Here is a 13,115-nt window from a genome sequence, read left to right on the forward strand (position 1 = left end):
ATCAGGCGTTTGCACGGGTGAAGGCCGATACGAGGATGGTTTGTGCGCGGAAGGCGGTTGCATTTTTTCCAGGGGTAGTGCGGTTCAGGTGCATGGCCCGGAGATGGCCCGGGCGATTGATCCCTCCGTGGAAGGCAAAGCACATGGAGTAGCCGGCGGAACGGGCCAGCTCTTCGGTGACTGGCGTGAAGGCGTCGCGTGTGCCGACTGGATAGGCAAAGGAGCCAACCCTACCCCCGAGCTCACGTTCCATCTCGACCTTTGATTCCGATAGCTCCTGGAATTGTTCTTGCGGGGTGAGCTGGCTCAGGAGGCGGTGGGAGCGGGTGTGGGAGCCGATCTCCATGCCTGCGGCCTTCATCTCGCGCGCCTCATCCCAGCTTAGGAAGCGCCTAGGCGGGTGGGGCACGCTTGCCTGGGTTTGCTCGCGCAGTTCTGACAGGAATCCGTCATAGTCATGGTTCTCGGGGAGCTTGAAACGGCGGAGGACAGTCCTGATGGACGTCTCCCGATCCTCACCAAGCTGGATGGTTTCCGGAAACGGGAAGGTCAGCTTGAGGGAGGGTGCGGAGGTGGACCGGATGAGGCAGGCGATCTCGTCCCACCATGGCACGGTCGGCGTGCCGACGTAGGATGTGATGAGAAAAAATATTCCGGTGGCGTTGTGGCTCTTCAGTACGGGAAACGCTTTTGTATAGTTATCAAGGTAGCCATCGTCGAAGGTGATGGCGGCATGCATGCGGCGCAACTTGGTCCTGCCTGAGACGAGAGCCTCGAGCTCATTGCCGGAGACGATCGGCATGCGGTTCTTGAGATAACGGACCTGCGCGTCCAGCTGGTCCGCCGTACTGCTGAACACTGCTCGATCAAACGAGCTCCGGGCTGGATTCCCGATGCGATGGTGATTGAAGATGAGGATACCGGGGCGGCTGGGAGCGAATTCGAGAGCCCGGAGCAGCCCGGCTTTACTCAACACGTCCGCGAGTAGCTGCCGCTTCGACATTCTTTGCCCAACTCCTTTGAATACAGTCTCTTAATGGATGGGAATGACACACGATAGCAGAGTCAATCCACGTCTGGCATCCCGGGGCCAGCCTGTGTGCCCGTGATGATCTATCTTTTGCCAGAGCTCAGACCGTTTTTGCCTTGTGGTAGCCCCTCAAAATGGTGTTCATGGCGAGAGCCGGGATGAGCGTTGAAAGCAAGAGGATCATGAGGCGCGGCTGCTTCGGTCGGCGGCGCAGGCTTTGTATTGCGTGGCTTCGAACGGCAGGCCGATCCTGCACCTTGAAGCGCTCTTCCGCGACCCATCCATGAGCCTCTGCGAGAACCTGCTTCACTCTGGCTGGCGGGAAGCGCCTTGCCTTGGTATCGTCTTCGATCGCGCGCTCGATCGTGATGAGGAAGTTCGTAGCGATAGCTCCCGAATGATTGGAAAGGTGATCGGCGCGGCCTTTCTGGTACTCGATCGAGGAGATGTCCATCAGGGCGACGGGCCCCCACTTGCAGGTGCGCAGGTGGAAATCGTAGTCTTCGCCCGAGAGTTTGAGGGTTTCGTCGAAGGTCTTTACCTTTTCCATGCGTTCCCGACGCAGGAGCACGGTCGAGGTGTGGACGAGGTTGCCCATGATCATCGAGGTATAGATGTCGCCTCGATAGAGCCTCGCGGTGGGATCGGGAACTCCCTGTGTGACTTCCCCGACGGGCATGGATTTTTCGAAGAGCGTGTCCATTTCGAAGAAGCTATACGCACTGTACATAGCTGCGAGGTGGCGTGGATCGAAGAGATGGCCTTCGGGGTCGACCGCCTCCATGTTGGTCCAGACCATGCCGATCTCGGGGAAGCGCTCCAGGCAGGCTATTTGAGCCTTGAGTTTCCAGGGCTTCCAGACGTCGTCCGAATCAAGGAAGGCAATGCAATCTCCCTGCGCGGCTCGGATGCCGGTGTTGCGCGCATGGGAGACCCCGGCGTTTGCCTGATGGATGTAGCGGATGCGCGGCTCGGCTCCGTAGGCTTCGGCGATCAGCGCGCAAGTGTTGTCGGTTGAGCCGTCGTCGACGAGCAGGACCTCCCAGTTGGTGTGGGTCTGGGCGACGACGCTATCTAAGGTCTTCCTGATGCAGTAGGCCCGATTGTATGTGGGGACAACGATGCTGACGAGGTCATTCGCCATCTCAGGCGGCTCCCTTTCGGCTTTGTATCTTGCCGAGGAGGCTGGCAGCCTGCCGCCCACCTTTACCGAGAAGACTGGCGAGTCGAGTCTTCGCCGGATGCGGTTCCAGATACCACTCTTCTCCGACCTCTTCAGTCACCTGACTAAACATGCGCTTGAAGTCCGAGATGCCGGCGAGTGGATCATTTGGAGTCTCCGGGAGGGTGACTCCACCCATGTCGAACCAGGCTGCGCCTTCCTGCTTAGCCCAGAGGATGAGGGCCCACATGAGGGGATAACCGACCGAAATGTTCCTGCCCTCGACGCGCGTCATGCCGGCCGCCCGATACTCGACGTGATCTCCGTGCCTCGCGCCCCACGCGAATCCGAGGAGGCCTCCCGAGGCGAGATCGTCAGCCGAGGAGAAGAGGCCGACGATGCGGGAAAGTTCGGGATTCTGTTGGGAGAGTTCGAGGATAGAACGCCAGTCGGGCCTTTCTGTCACACCTCCTGAATGAGTGAGTGTCTCGCCCTGGAGGATTCCGATGCGTTCGGCATAGACAGGATCAGTGAGAGTTGCGACGTGCAGGGCTGCCTTTTCGACATCGCGAAGCTTCCGGCGTGCTGTCTTATGCAGTCCGCTTAGGAGATCGGCTTCGGTCGGTTGAAGGTCGATGGTGAGAGTGTGCCGGTAGGACTGAGGTTCGGAGGACTTTTGGAAACCGTTGCGCTCAAGGAGCTCGGCGATCCGGGGGCGGTGCCGCCGAGCGAAGACGCCGATGCTGAGCCGGAGTGCGCGCCTGTCTTTGTTGGCGAAGTGCTTGAGTGCGACGACCATGGGCTCGACCACTGATTCAGGCAAGTTCTCGCCGAAGCGCACGACGCGTAGGAAGGCATGGCCGGGAAGCACGCGGCTAGGGTCCGATTGGACAGCTACCTGCGCGAGAGGTGTACCGTCCGCACTGGTGATCGCGACATGTTTGTACCTGCGATGCGGATTTTGCGTCGCCCATGCAAGGCGATGAAAGAGAGGCATCTGGAAACCGCAGTCCAGGAGAGCGTTCTCGATCCGGTGCCACGCGCTCTGGTCGCTCGTCATTTTCCGTGTGTGCTCGGTCATAGGGGGCCTACGACCAAGTGTCTCATTTCAAAACTGTTTGTGGTTACGACTGGTGGTGCATCGAGGTACAACGTTAGGGTTAGTCGCAGAGCCGCTTTCCTCTTTTGACCCTTGCTGTTTCCTGCCGGAGGAGACTTTGAGGCCGACGAGGACGGTAATGAGAGTTCCGGGCGAGACAAAGGCTAAGTTCCGAATCGGGTAGATGATGGTGCCCGGCGAGCTGGCCGGAGCCGAGAAGACACGTGATGAAGTTGCCGCTGTCGTCGGAAGGCTTCGAGGTGGTCCGTCCAAAGGCATTGGGGATATATGTCGCGCGTCAATTGGTCACTGTTTTCTGCCGGAGGCCGATGCCTGAGGCGGGACCTATTGCATACTGGATGGGCTAATGTCTTCCTTTCCGACCGGTACTGCAACTAACTTCCTCCTCGACTCGTTCGCACGAGAGAGGATGACTCGAAGTACGCGGATCGAACGGGAGGTGCTTGACCTCTTCGACTTGATGCGTACGCGGCTTCTGTATTACGCGCTCAGCTTTGGCATTCCGTTGGAGGATGGCGAGGACGTCGTTCAGGAGACATTTTTTGCCTTGTTCCGGCATCTGCAGATGGAGCGGCCGCGAGAAAATCTGCATGGGTGGCTATTCCGGGTGACGCATCATCTGGCGTTGAAACGGCGGTTGAAGATCGTTGCCGAGGTGAAGAGGTTTGTTCCTGACGCACCGGAGAGTGGCGCGCTTAATCCGAGTCCTGAAGAACTGCTGCTGTTTCAGGAGAGGCATACGCGGCTTGGCTCTGCTTTGAAGGCATTGCCACAGGTGGATCAATCGTGTCTACGGCTGCGAGCGGAGGGTTTGCGCTATCGCGAGATCTCGAAGATACTTGGCATCTCGTTGGGTTCGGTGTCCGCATCGCTGGTTCGTTCGCTTGCGCGGCTGGAACAGGCAGACAGGAGATAGGCGATGCTCGATCGCGGGAACCATCTCTCTGACGCAGATATCCTGGGGTTGATTGACCGCGAGGATCCGTGGGTGCAGGCGGATGGGGCGCGCGAACATCTGCTGGCCTGCGTGGAGTGTATTGCCCGGCTGGAGAGGATTCAGAAGGCGCTGGGCGAGCTTGATGATATGTTTGCGTCGCAATCGCCCGGGGCGCTTCCTTCTGCAATGGCTTCGCGTTTGCGCCTCCAGGGGCGGCTACGCGCGGCGGGAGCATCTCCTGAAAGAGTGCGCTGGGCCGCTCCGGGTGTCCTTGTGCAAATTGCGGCGATCGCCGCGGTGGTGCTTGTCGCGGTTGGCGTTGCTGTCTATGGTTGGAGACGTACCGCGCTGATCGAGCCTGCCAGTTTGCCGTATGCCAAGGATGGCCCTGTCCCGAACCGGATGTTGACTCCGGGGGCGATTCGTCCTGTGACTCTTTGGGATATATGTAAGACGGTGGATGATGACCTGGATCCTTCAGTTGCGCCTGCGCTCCAGAGTGCGGTTCTTCGGGAGTATGGGATTGCTGGTGCGAGTTCGCAGGGAAGTTATCAGATCGACTACCTGGTAAATCCGCAATTGGGCGGGACGAACGATATCAAGAACCTGTGGCCGCAGCCGTATCACGAGGGTGTTTGGAATGCCCATGCCAAAGATGAGTTGGAGAAGCATCTGCACGAGATGGTTTGTAACCGCACGGTCGATTTGACAGTAGCGCAACATGAGATCGCGACGGACTGGATTGCGGCTTACAAGAAGTATCTGCACCAGACACCTGCGTGACCCCTTCTCACGCCTCCTCAGGGCTTTTCGGCAGCAGTAGATCTTGCGACGATAGGCCGAACGCGTTCACGACGCGGTTGAAGGTTGCGAAAAGAGCGGTGAGGTGGATGACTTCGGCGATCTGAAGGTCGCTGTAACACTGGCCGCGCAAATCCTCAATGTCGGTGGGTACGAGAGCGGCGGAGTTATCATTGACCTTCTTCGCGAAGGTCAATAGAGCCTGCTGCCGAGGACTTAGAGATGAGGACTGGTGGTCACAGGTCAGGGCGGCGCGGAGTAACTCGTCCGAAGCTCCGTGGGTTCGCAAGAAGAATCCGTGGCTGTCTGCGCAGTAGGCGCATTCGTTGATCGACGAGATGAAGGTGGCGATTAGCTCCTTCTGTTGACGGCCAAGAGCACCGTCGGAGAAGAGCATCGCTTCAGCCAGGCCCATCATGTGTTCGAGCAAGGGTGGGTGCGTGGCGAAGCATTGCAGAATACCCGGAACGGTGGGCCGATTGAAGTGGGATCGGAAGCGAGCGTACAGGGGCGCGACCTCGGGTGGCGCGGAGTCTTCGCGCACGATGGGGAGGTTGGCCGCGTGGATGCGTGGGGTGTGTGCTTGCTGGTTGAGGAGTTCATATTCCGGCGTGGTCATGGGAGTGGCAATCCAGGGTAGAAGTTTATCGATCAAACGAGAACAGAGGAGAGGCCTTTCGGCTTCTCCTCTGTTGGATAGGCAAAGCTCTTGCTTAGAACAGGGCTTTGAGGCCGAGTTGCATCTGACGGGGCGGGTAGGCACCGGAGATGGTGCCGAAGTTGGTGTTGCTTGCGTTCAGGTTAATGCCCGAGAAGTTGGTTCGGTTGAGGACGTTGAAGAAGTCGGCCTGGAACTTCACGCGGACGCGTTCGGTGACCGGGAAGAACTTCGATAGGGTAGCGTCGGTCTGGGCGAGGCCCGGGCCAATGACCGGTGCCGTGCCCGAGTTGCCGAAGCGGGCCGCAGTCTTGGGAGCGGGGACGAAGGAGCCCTTGGTGACATAGCCGTTGAGGCCTGCGTGGCTGTTAATGTAGACGGGCACGCCCGAGACGCGGTCGGGACGGACGGTGCCGAGGCCGAGGAGCGAGGTTGACTGCACCTGGAAGTAGGCGCCGCTTTGGAGGCGGGCTACACCGCTGATCTGCCATCCGCCGGCTACTTCGCGGATTGCGAAGTTGTGTCCCCGAAGCTCCGGCGCCTGGATGACGAAGCTGGAGACGAAGGCATGGCGGCGATCGTTGGAGAGGTTGCCGTAGTTGTACTGGAGGCTGCTCCAGTTCTCGAGCGTGGTGTTATTGCCCATGGAATCGCCGAGTGCCTTGGAGAAGGTATAGGCGAGGGTGAAGGTGACAATCCCCTTGCGCTTGGAGGCGAACATCTGGAGCGAGTTGTAGTTGTAGTTCGAATCGAAGCGGTTGGAGCCGATGGAGGTGAAGCCCTGGTAAGGGTTGAAGTAGTTCGTCGAGGAGATGGTGTTGGCTCCGGTGGCGTTGGCGACGACGGGCGCGAGCGAGGGGAAGTTGATGTTCGGGGTGCGGAGCTGGTGGTGAGCAACATTGCCGACGTAGTTCATCTCGAACAGGACCGACTTGGGAAGCTGACGCTGGACGCCGAGGCTGTACTGCCATGTGTAGGGATTCTTGTTGCGTGGGTCGATCTCGTTGATGCCTGCCTGAAGGCCGGTGTTATTGGCAGAGGCGGTAGCGATGGTCGCGAAGTTGCCGGTGTCGAACTGGGTGTTCTGGAGGAACGGTGGAAGGTTGAGCTGCGAGAAAATCAGGTTGCCCTGAGGGCGGTAGTAGAAGAGACCGACACCGCCGCGGACGGACGTCTTGTCGTCGGCGGCATACGCGAAGCCGAAGCGAGGGCCGAAGGCTCCGTTCATGTTGTAGAAGCCGCGTGGAGCCCCGACGGGGATGAGGGGGAAGATCGCGGTGTTGATGTTCGGGACGCGCTTGAGCTGGTCTGCGGGAACGCCGTCACCGGCGCGAACGAGGCCGTTGTAGGGGTTGCCGGAGGTGGGGACGATCTTGCCGGTGGGTAGAACGGTGACGGCAGAGGCGGGGTTGTAAACGGACTCATTGAAGTTCGAGAGGTTGTTGCCCTGGGTGTAGAAGGGCGAGATCAACTGCCAGCGGACGCCGTACTCGAGCGAGAGCTTGCGAGTGGCGCGCCAGCTATCCTGCGCGAACCACTCGACCTGGTTGAAGCGGAAGTGCCCGATGGGGTCAGCACTGGCCTCGGAGTAGGACTGGAAGTTGCCGAGGAAGGCATCGGCGAGGGCATAGCATGTGGTGTTTCCGCTGGCGGCCTTGCAGTTGCTTGTGGTGGGGCTGGAGTTGAAGGTCGCGGTGCCGGTGTAGTTGGAGCGCCCATTCTGGTCCACGCGATCGCGGATGTAGGCTGCGCCGAACTTGAAGTTGTGATCTCCCTTGATCCAGTTTATGTTATCCGCCATCTGGATGTCGGTGGATGGGGATATGAGGGCGAAGTTGGGGCCCTGGACAGGCGCGTAGTTGGTGATGCTTAGCTGGGGGATGCCGTTGGGGTAGGTGCCGGCGCTGGGGTACAGCTTGGTGTACTGAAAGCCGTAGGTCTCACGCTTCCAGTTGTTGCCGTAGGGCGGGATACGCTGGGCTGCCCAGCTCGTGTTGACTGAGGCCTGGTTGATGAGGTTGGGACGGATCGCCCACGTCTCGGAGAGGAGATAGCTCTGTCCTGGGCGGTTGCGCTGCGTGGGTGTGGTGTTGAGGATGCCGCTGTTGGCGAAGGTTCCGTAGGGATCGATGAGGGAGTTCTGATCGTGGATCCAGCGTCCGTAGATGGTGTGCTTCTGGCTGACAACGTAGTCGAAGCGGAAGAGATCCTGGTGGAAGTTGAGCGGGTTGGACGGTGCCAGGGTGAGGTTGTTGCTTGGGACGCCGCCATCGCGGAAGCTGAGGCCTGCCGCGGAGATCGTCTTGTAGATGTTGGCTATGGCTTTGCCGTCCGGTGTGATGAGGGACGAGATGTTGTTGTTCGGAATAGGGGTGGAGGTTCCCGGATAGTAGAGCTGGGTGGGGGTCGCGGCGCTGAGGAGAGCGGAGAAGTCGCCGTTGAGCATGGCGGTGGTGGGTACGGTGAACTGCGAGGCGATAGCCTGCTGGCGGAGGCGTTTCCACTCTTCGCCGACGAAGAAGAAGAGTTTGTCCTTGATGATGGGGCCGCCGACGAAGAAGCCGAAGTCGTTGTAGATGAGCTGGGTCTTCTTGCGGGCGATGTAGTTGGTGGCGTCGAGGTCGTTGTTGCGGAGGAACTCGAAGGCGCCGCCGTGGAAGGAGTTTGTGCCGCTTTTTGTGACGATATTGAAGGACGGGCCGGAGGTGCGGCCGAACTCGGCGGAGGCGTTCGAGGTGTCGATCTTGACCTCGCTAATGAAGTCGGGGCCGACGTTGTTCATGAGGGAGCCGTTGGAGCCGGCGACCTGATTGTATGCCCCGTCGACGGTGAGGTTGCCGGTGTCGCCACGGTTGCCATTGATCGTCTGGTTGGTGGAGGCGAGGGAAGTGGTGACGGAGAAGATGTCAGGGTTGGTGACGACGGCACCGGGGACGAGGGTGAGGAGCTGGGTGTAGTTGCGTCCGTTGAGGGCGAGGTTGTCAACCTGCTTGGAATCGATGACACGGGCGAGTTCGCCGGAGGTGGTGTTGAGGGACTCGATGGCACCGGCCTGGACTTGCACTATTTCGGAGGTCTGGCCGAGCTGCAAGGTGAAGTTCGACGTGATCTTGGCGTCGGCCGTGATGGTGACATCGGCCTGTTGGGCGGTGCGGAAGCCAGTGACGGTGACGGCGATGGAGTAGGTGCCGATGGGGAGATTGGTGGCGATGAAGTTGCCGCTATCGTCGGAGACGATGTTGCGCTTGGCCTGGGTATTTGCCGAGGTGATGACGACGCTGGCATTGGGGATAGCCGCGCCGGTAGGGTCGGTGATGACGCCGGATATCTGGCCGAAGCTGCTCTGCGCGTGAACGGTTGCGCTCGTAATAGCAACTGCGAGCGCTAGCAGGCAAATACCCCAGCGGAATAGCGATTTTCGTAACATTACTGCCTCCAAAGCAAGCTCGTACAAAGGCGTCGCGACTCCAGCGCGCGACCTCTCGCCGCGATCAGGGGTCTTCCAATATTGGGCACCCGTGTAAAGCGGTCTGACCCATTCCAAGAAGTGCCTTTTCGTGACGGGATCATTAAGAAGGTTTAGGAAGAGGACTGTCAAGCTGCTATCGGGAAAATATGTGGGAATTTCGATATTTCCCTAGACGTTCCGGGTCAGGGGTGTAGCCTTCGGAAAACCTTTACGCAATGCCGGGCCGTCGGTGGTGGGACCAGTTCCGGAGAGCATGGCATCCGCACGTCAAGGGTGAGGGAGACTTTACCTGGGGTCACTAACTGAAGTTCCTCGAGTCCGTCCTGCCGGTCAGGTGGCATTCCCTTGCTGACTGGATCAAGATGCTTTAAAGCAAGGAAAACTCGCTAAGCCGGCGAAGCTGCTGAAGATTGGGTGGGGTGTTGGGGAAGCGGTTAGGGAGAACACAATCCCCCACACCTCCGATTCCGGTACAAGTGCTTACCGGAAGTCTGTATCACGCAGCGAGTGTGCCGTTTCGTCAAGGGTGTCGTCCAGGAGATTATTGCGTCCAAGCGCTCAGCGGGGGTGGGTAATACCTCAGATCGCCGACGAGGGGGCGCAGATAGCTATGGAAGGAATCCGTAACGGCAAGTGTCTGATCCTCTTCAATCCATTCAGGCGGAATTGTTCGGCTATGGCCGGCCGCCTTGGTGAGCGGTACGAGTTCGAATTTCTGGTGGTGCAGATTATCAATTGGAATTGGAAGAAGAGCGAGCATCTGATCCGTCTTTCCTGCCAATAAAGCGCGGACGCCCTCGCGGCCAACGAGTTCCGCATCTTCCAGGTCCTGCGGAGACACTTGGCTTGCACAGGATCGCCCAATGAGACCGGGCTTCTCACTGCGGCATCGTATGCCGAGGCTTTCAGAGACCACTCCCGAAAGATACTGGGCTACTCCGCCGATCAGCGGACGATTGTGTGTGGCACCGTGAGAGGCTATTTTCTGCTCGAAGACGGGCGTCCCATCGGCGTAGCTCGTTCCCTCGGAGACGATGACGACTGCCCAGCCGATTCTGCGAACGGTGTTATCGAGGTTTGAGAGGAAGGTGTCACGGACGAAGGGTACCTCAGGCAGATAGACAAGGTGGGGCGCGTCGCCGGCATCTTGCTTGGCCAACGTCGATGCTGCGGCGAGCCAGCCAACGTCGCGCCCAAGGGTCTCGAAGATCGACACGGGCTGCGGGAGCGAACGGATATCCATCGCGAGGTCGAGGGTTGACTGAGCCACGAAGCGCGCGGCGCTTGCAAATCCTGGGCAGCGGTCGGTTGCGGCGATGTCATTGTCGATCGTCTTTGGGACACCGATAATCTGGATTTCGAAGTTCAGCTTATTGCAGAACTCGCGAAAGAGTTGCGCACCTCGCATGGTTCCGTTGCCGCCCATGAAGATAAGGTGCCGGACCTTTCTTTGTCGCAGATGCTCGACGCAGTGCTCCAGGTCTTCCTCGGTTGGCTTGAAGCGTGAGGAACTGAGGGACGCGCCGGGGCTGTTTCGAAGTGCGACAAGATGAGCCGGCGTCAGGTTGGTCAGTTCGATGAGGTCGCCTGTCGATAAACCTTTCATCCCGGAGCGTGCGCCGAAGATCTGGCTGATACGAGGCTGTGACATGGCCTCCTGAATGATGCTGGCGAGACTGGCATTGAAGACGGCCGTTGGGCCGCCTCCCTGCACAATCAACAGATTCTCTTCGGGCATGCGGTGTTCCTCTGGGTAGGCTACCGGGTGTTCGTCACGACTTGCTTATTGACTTTTCTGACTCTGTTCAGAGGCCTTGAGGAGGTCGTTGAGGGGGTCGAGGATTACGAAGTCCAGCAGTTCCTTGTGCAAACTTGCCCTGCTGAGGACCTCCTTCTGCGTGGTAAGCCAATCGGACGTTGGGGCATTCCGAGATTCAATGTACGCCATAGCCTCAAGACCCAGGAAGGCCAGTTGCGGCAGTTCTCCTCGACGCTGGCTCACTTCGGCAATGAGCGGGCGGGTTGCTGCGAGTGCGTTCACCGCTGAGGAGCTTGCGAGCCACGACATGAAGATGCCGTGCAACTGAGTCCGGTATGCTTCATGCTTCTCGGGATTGCGATCGTGCAGGTAGGCATCGACCAAGATGGGAAGAGTGCGGCGCGGGGAGGGATCGGGCGCGGTGAAGTCGGCCAGGTGGCCAACGGGCGTCACGGTCGAAGGGTGCTGCTCTTTAGAGCGCTCACGGTAATCGACAGGCTGCAGGATAGAGGTGAATAACGCAAGCTTCCGGGCTCCTTCTTCACTGCCTGCCATTTGTCTGAAGGCACGCTGTGGCTCTACGAGATGATTGACGCCAATTGCGTCAAGACGGAGGGAGGTGGCATCCAGGCGGCGATACATGTCCACCGTATCGCGTGCGGTGGCGGGAGACCAGAGACGTTCGGCCACAACAGCGGAGCGTGGCCAGATGCGTGACTCTTCGTTGATCCAGGAGAGATGATTGCTCCACATGCAGGCTTCTCCCCCGAGTACCAATTTCGCCTGGGCTGGCGACAACGTGTTGCCTTCGGGCAGAGGATCAGCCGCGTACATCTGCGCGGCTGAGTACATGTGATCGAGATACCAGGGCTGAGAGAGAAAGCCGCGGTGGCCTTGACGGGCTCCGTTGCCAAGAAACTCCGTTCCGCGCCAGCTTTGGATGATGACGTCGGATGAGAGCTCCGGTTCAAGGATCTCGTCCCAGCCGACCATCTGCTTGCCATGTTTTTTGAGGATAGCCTGCACGCGGAGATTGAAGTATGCCTGCAGGGCTTTGCCGTCTTTGAGGGAATGCTTCTGCATGAAGATGACGATGGCCGGGTTCGCCATCCAATCGACGGTCTTCGCCTCGTCTCCACCGATATGCATGTACTCATCGGGGAAGAGACCGGCCATTTCACCAAGTAAGACATCGAGGAACTTGTAGGTCGAGTCGCGCGTGGGGTCCATGACCGCGTTGAAGATCTTGTTCTCGTGCTCGACGTGGTAGGGGCCGGGCGCCGCTGCGAGTTCCGGGTAGCCCACGAACCAAGCGGTGGAGTGGCCGGGGATGTCAAATTCTGGAACCACGCGGATTCCTCGCGCCGACGCGTACTGAACGATGTTGCGAGCCTCTTCCTGCGTGTAGTACTGCCCCTCCGAGCCAAGTTCGTGGAGCTGCGGGAACTTTTTGCTCTCGATCCGGAAGCCGAAGTCTTCGGTCAGGTGCCAGTGGAGGACGTTCAGCTTTACGGCGGCCATGCCGTCGAGGGTTCTCAGCACCTGCTCGACCGGCATATAGCGGCGTCCGGCGTCGAGCATGAGGCCTCTCCACGGGAAGCGGGGGCTATCAACGATGTGGACGGGTGGGATAACGAAGCCGTTGGGGCTCGGCTGGACAAGCTGAAGGAACGTCTCGAAGCCATGCATCGCTCCGAAGATGGTCTTCGCGCGCAGAAGCACTTTGCCCTGCGCTCCGTTGACGTCGAGGGAGTAGCTTTCGTCGACGCCCAGGGTCGGCCGAGTCATTGACGTGTCGTCGACTTCGATGCTCAGGATGGCTTCCGCCGAGGAGCGTGGATTCTTATCCAGTTGCACGAGCGTCTGTGCTTCGAGGCGGTCCAGCAGTTGTCTCGCGCTGGCGATAAGAAGAGGGTTCGTTGCTCCTTTGAAGGACAGGGCGAACGCAGAAGTGATCGCGACAGGGTCGCCGGAGACGTTCAGCGTTGACGGGAGCGGCATCAGATCGTTCTCGAAAGGCGCCCGCTGGCCCCTGGAGTGAATGGCTCCGAAGAGCGACACGGTGGCGAGAAGCGGGAGCAGGCGCTTGACAAGTGTTTTGACGCTGGGGTTCGTGCAGTATGCGGCGAGATTCGAGAGGCCGGTGCCATTCGTGAGATTGCGTTTCATTTCGAGGGTC

The 13,115-nt window shown here is 59.3% G+C and carries 9 protein-coding genes; 2 read left to right on the forward strand and 7 right to left on the reverse strand.

The window, feature by feature from the left end:
• Nucleotide 1: 1 nt before the first annotated feature.
• From GRAN_RS17565 to GRAN_RS17575, 3 genes are all read right to left on the reverse strand, one after another.
• Nucleotides 2-1,003 (reverse strand): polysaccharide deacetylase family protein, encoded by a 1,002-nt coding sequence (locus GRAN_RS17565; protein WP_128914360.1) that lies wholly within the window; start codon nucleotides 1,001-1,003, stop codon nucleotides 2-4.
• A gap of 127 nt (nucleotides 1,004-1,130) precedes the next feature.
• Nucleotides 1,131-2,174, reverse strand: coding sequence for a glycosyltransferase family 2 protein (locus GRAN_RS17570; RefSeq protein WP_128914361.1), 1,044 nt, complete (start codon nucleotides 2,172-2,174; stop codon nucleotides 1,131-1,133).
• A 1-nt stretch (nucleotide 2,175) separates the two neighbouring features.
• Nucleotides 2,176-3,273 carry a GNAT family N-acetyltransferase gene (locus tag GRAN_RS17575; protein ID WP_128914362.1) on the reverse strand — a complete coding sequence of 366 codons (1,098 nt, stop codon included), beginning with the start codon at nucleotides 3,271-3,273 and terminating at the stop codon, nucleotides 2,176-2,178.
• Nucleotides 3,274-3,721: 448 nt separating this feature from the next.
• On the opposite strand from GRAN_RS17575, the gene GRAN_RS17580 reads away from it, so the two are divergent.
• Nucleotides 3,722-4,228, forward strand: a complete 507-nt coding sequence (locus tag GRAN_RS17580; RefSeq protein ID WP_161571024.1) for an RNA polymerase sigma factor — start codon at nucleotides 3,722-3,724, stop codon at nucleotides 4,226-4,228.
• 3 nt (nucleotides 4,229-4,231) lie between these two features.
• Nucleotides 4,232-5,032 carry a hypothetical protein gene (locus GRAN_RS25925; protein ID WP_206662800.1) on the forward strand — a complete coding sequence of 267 codons (801 nt, stop codon included), beginning with the start codon at nucleotides 4,232-4,234 and terminating at the stop codon, nucleotides 5,030-5,032.
• Nucleotides 5,033-5,039: 7 nt separating this feature from the next.
• Here the strand turns inward: GRAN_RS25925 and GRAN_RS17590 are convergent, their stop codons facing one another.
• From GRAN_RS17590 to GRAN_RS17605, 4 genes are all read right to left on the reverse strand, one after another.
• The gene (locus GRAN_RS17590; RefSeq protein ID WP_128914364.1) at nucleotides 5,040-5,669 is read right to left on the reverse strand and encodes a carboxymuconolactone decarboxylase family protein; all 630 of its coding nucleotides are present in this window, start codon (nucleotides 5,667-5,669) and stop codon (nucleotides 5,040-5,042) included.
• A gap of 94 nt (nucleotides 5,670-5,763) precedes the next feature.
• Complete coding sequence (locus tag GRAN_RS17595; RefSeq protein WP_128914365.1) at nucleotides 5,764-9,135, reverse strand: TonB-dependent receptor; 3,372 nt, start codon at nucleotides 9,133-9,135, stop codon at nucleotides 5,764-5,766.
• Between the two features lie 583 nt (nucleotides 9,136-9,718).
• A complete protein-coding gene (locus tag GRAN_RS17600; protein ID WP_128914366.1) occupies nucleotides 9,719-10,915 on the reverse strand; it encodes a diphosphate--fructose-6-phosphate 1-phosphotransferase in 1,197 nt (398 codons plus the stop codon).
• Between the two features lie 45 nt (nucleotides 10,916-10,960).
• Entirely contained in the window at nucleotides 10,961-13,105 is a 2,145-nt protein-coding gene (locus GRAN_RS17605) for a beta-N-acetylhexosaminidase (RefSeq protein ID WP_128914367.1), read from the reverse strand.
• Nucleotides 13,106-13,115: the final 10 nt, after the last annotated feature.

The sequence above is a fragment of the Granulicella sibirica genome, assembly GCF_004115155.1.
Classification (GTDB): domain Bacteria; phylum Acidobacteriota; class Terriglobia; order Terriglobales; family Acidobacteriaceae; genus Edaphobacter; species Edaphobacter sibiricus.